The sequence below is a fragment of the Parabacteroides sp. AM58-2XD genome, from assembly GCF_003463685.1.
Taxonomy (GTDB): domain Bacteria; phylum Bacteroidota; class Bacteroidia; order Bacteroidales; family Tannerellaceae; genus Parabacteroides; species Parabacteroides segnis.
The window spans coordinates 1-4011 of record NZ_QSDP01000195.1; the positions used below are offsets into that span (position 1 = coordinate 1).

A 4011-nucleotide genomic window follows, 5' to 3' on the forward strand; every position below is an offset into this window, starting at 1 on the left:
TCTCATGATAATAATTTAATTGACTAATATTTAGAGTTAACAACAGTGAGCCATTCTCTATGTTCTCCAGTACCCCTAACAATAGAAAAATATTTAATAGAAAAATATTTCTTATGTATTTCCTTTATTATATCAGAATCTCCATTAATTCCACATTTGTCAATACTATAAATTGGAGTTATCCCCATAGAAGAACCACAAAGGAAAGCACCGTCACACATGTACAATTCGGTTCTTTCTATTGTTCGTTCCTCAACACAAATCCCCATTTCCTTTGCTATTTGTATAACAGTATCTCTCGTTATACTTTCAAGGACAGAATCCGTAATTAAAGGGGTAACAAGCTTATTATCTCTAATTAAAAAAAAGCAAGATCCTGGTCCCTCCGCAATCTTACCAAATTCATTCATCAATATAGCTGTATCATATCCATTTCTTAAAGCCTCCAATTGAGCCATTCGACTATTAATATAGTTCGCTCCACACTTAATTCTTGGAGAAAGTGAAACATCATTTATTCTTCTCCATGAACTTGTACAACAATTCAATCCTATTTTATTATATTCTAACGACGTCATTTTTTTAGGAATCGGAGCAACAAACATCCCCGTTGGTTCTTTCGACGCCCATGAACCAAAACCTTCAACGAACAAAGTTTGCCTTACCGATAAATCCTCCTGATATTCATTAGCCTTTATTACATCCTTTAAAGCTCTAGATATTTCATTTATCGAATAAGAGCAATTAATATGCAATAATCTAGCCGACCTCATCAGTCTTACATAATGATCATTTAACCGAAACGCATATAGTTCTCTTTTCTCTTCGTTCCAAAAACAAGGGATACCTTCAAAAACATTTAATCCAAATTGTGATGTAGGAGATAATACATTTATTCTAGCATCATTTACATGAACAATTTCTCCATTAAGCCATATCAATCTATTCTCAACACTATACTTTGCCATAACTTCATTAAAACTTATAAGTTTGAAAAACATCTGAAAAAGTTTCTTGTCTCTTAATCAAATCAATACCTTCTTCACAACTATCATCAAACGCAATAACTGGAAAATTTGGAAGGATAAATGGTGGTTTAAAAACTATTGAATATGATCCTATATTACTAATTATAACATAATCTCCTACTGCAAGTTTACCAGAATAATTTTTATATAAATAGTCTGACTCAATGCATGTAAAACCGGCAAAATTTAAATTCGAATACTCTTTTCGATTTTTACTATCGCAAGGAACAATCGTTAAAGGAGGATTTTTAATTCCAACATTGATATTATAACAGCTACATAAAAGTGTTGCAATACTTTGAGATTGTACGGTTTTAACACTTTTAACTCTGCTAATGATAGACATACAATCCCCAACAAGGGCACTTCCCGGTTCAATCAGCAATAGAGGCTTCTCATCATTGGTAACACTTGAATAAAAATCTGCAAATACAGTTGCTACTTCTTTGGCATATTCACTATATGTTGGAATATAATCTGTAAATTGTCCCTTGAAATCATCTGACATCTTGCCAAATAATCCACCACCAATGTCAATTCTTTCAGGTTTGATATTTAACTCTTGAATCAATTTTAACATTCCTTCAGCTCGTGGTCTCCATGTCTCAAGAGATCTTGCTGCTATATGTACATGAAATCCAGTAAAATGTATACCATCTGTATTTGTTAAGAAATATAACGCCTTCTTGAACTCAACAGTATCAATATCAAATCCGAATCGAGACAACACATTATCATTAATAGCGAAATTAACTCTAATACCAACATTAAGAACTGTTTGTGGATTATTAGTCAATATTTTATTTAAAACATCAATTTCCTCAATAGAATCAATATTAACAACACCACCTAGTAATAATAATTTTTCAACTGCGGCAGGTGATTTATAAGGTCCATTGAATATGATATTGCATGGAGGCACACCTATTTTTAGCGCTAGCTGCATCTCCATATCTGAAACAACCTCAGCAAGACCACCTAATTCATTTATTATTTGACATAAACGTGGAATATAATTAGTCTTATAGGAATAAGCTATATTAAATTGGGGATAATAATCTTGAAACGCATTTTTCAACTCGTTAAAATTATTTACAAATTGTTCTTTATGAAGCACATAAAAAGCATCTCCGTAATATTCTGTTAATTTTGATAAGACTTCATACTGAAGAAGTTTATCACTATTATATCTCCGTAATATTCTGTTAATTTTGATAAGACTTCATACTGAAGAAGTTTATCACTATTATATAAAGTATTCATTATTTTGCTCTTTTCCGATTCACTATTTCTTTAACAATATTTACCACTTTATTGTGATTTTCGATAAAAAAAGAATCTTCCTTTTCTTTTAATCTTTCTTCATACTCCCTTATCTCGCTTACGCCGTGTCTAAACACAGCTTCTATCTCATCTATATCTTGTGATACCCATGAATCATAAAAACTTCTAGATAATATTGCCATTTGGCTTCCCATCCTATAATGTTCCGCTATTATCAATCTTGCAGGTAGCATCCCCTCATCCAAACGAGCTATTCCTCCAAATCCATAATGTATTTGAGAGGAATCATGAATAATTTTGAGCATCCTATCTATAGCACCATTTATTAATAATTCAAACATAAAAGTCATTTTGTACTCCAAATGTAAATCATTCAATCCAATATGTATTTCATCTGCTCCTGAGGTTGCTAATATTTCTTTTATATTTTTCTCTGCATTAGTGGTTTCTACTAGTAATATAGTTTTTGCACGACCATCAACTAAATCGACAAATTTTTTAGCTTCATCTTGAGTGTGAAACCACGGCAACATGATAATATCAGCTCCTCCATCTACTACTTTATCTATTTCTTTTTTCGAACCATCATATAATGGATTAATTCTTACAAGTAATTTTGATTTAGAAAGGACATTTCTAATTATCGGTATATCGGAAAGGACATGGTCAGACTTTACTGTATTCATATTGAACTGACGCTGCTCCTTACCTATCGTTTCAAGATCAATCCATATTCTGTCTACACCAGATTTTTCTGCAATCTTTGCAATTTCTGGATGATTGGTAATATACATTAAACTTAAAGGAACACGATTCTGTCTACTAAACTTATCGCAAAAAAACAAATTACCATTCATTGTTATAAATTTTCTTCCATTTATTCATACACGTATCCCAACTGCAATATTCTTTTAGTATATTTATATCTATATCAGTCTTTTCTAATTTAAAAATCAAATTGGGAAGTTCATTAAAATCGTGAAAAGTCGCACAATCAATACCCATTACAATTAATGGTTTATAGCTTAACCAGGATGCATTTATAACAACTGAATTAGAGTATAAATGCTCTATCATAGAAGACGAAAATGCATCTGTTGTCTGAGCATTTATAAAATAATCAGTTGCCAAACATAATTCCGCGATTTCTTTATCATTCATGAATTGTTCTAAAATAGTATATGTAAAACCGCTCTTAGAAAGAATGACCTTAACATTTTCAATATACTGTATATCTTTCCTTCCATATGTAAGAGGGACTATTAGATGTATCTTTTGTTTATCAACAACATCTAACTTCATTAAGGATTCAATTACTTTAATATGTTGTTGCTGAGGAATAGCATTATAGCCAATTGTTACAATCTTTTTATTTATATTGTCTCTTCCAAGAATTTTTAGTTTACAACTTACATTATTATCCCGAAGATTATCTATTTCATTAATAGCACTTACTCCCATATCTATAACAGATATTTTTTCAGTTAGCATCTTGCTATCTTTTGAAACAACATCAAACATATCTTCCGTCATAACAATTATATTGGACGATTTTGTCATTGCACACAATTCCTTTTTATGGTACTTTTTACATCTTCTCAGCAAATCACTTCCTAAATATGTTAATATTATATTGCTTCTTAAATTTATATCAGATAATATATCTATAATGTTATCTGACACAAAAAAGAAATTCACA

4 protein-coding genes are annotated in these 4011 nt (G+C 30.8%); all 4 read right to left on the bottom strand.

Going from position 1 to position 4011, the window contains the following annotated elements; all coding sequences use genetic code 11:
* Positions 1–23: 23 nt before the first annotated feature.
* Positions 24–968 carry an aminotransferase class IV gene (locus DXA15_RS24580; protein ID WP_128135790.1) on the bottom strand — a complete coding sequence of 315 codons (945 nt, stop codon included), beginning with the start codon at positions 966–968 and terminating at the stop codon, positions 24–26.
* A 7-nt stretch (positions 969–975) separates the two neighbouring features.
* Complete coding sequence (locus DXA15_RS24585; protein ID WP_233567623.1) at positions 976–2106, bottom strand: pyridoxal-dependent decarboxylase; 1131 nt, start codon at positions 2104–2106, stop codon at positions 976–978.
* Positions 2107–2290: 184 nt separating this feature from the next.
* On the bottom strand, positions 2291–3169 hold the full coding sequence (locus DXA15_RS24590) for an aldolase/citrate lyase family protein (protein WP_122380371.1): 879 nt from the start codon (positions 3167–3169) through the stop codon (positions 2291–2293).
* Positions 3159–4011: hypothetical protein (locus DXA15_RS24595; RefSeq protein WP_233567624.1), on the bottom strand; the 853-nt coding region annotated here is incomplete at its 5' end. The genes DXA15_RS24595 and DXA15_RS24590, both read right to left, overlap by 11 nt.

Excerpts from the sequence above, each read along its gene's own strand:
- DXA15_RS24580 (WP_128135790.1), bottom strand. The coding sequence starts at position 968 with ATGGCAAAGTATAGTGTTGAGAATAGATTGATATGGCTTAATGGAGAA.
- DXA15_RS24590 (WP_122380371.1), bottom strand. The coding sequence starts at position 3,169 with ATGAATGGTAATTTGTTTTTTTGCGATAAGTTTAGTAGACAGAATCGT.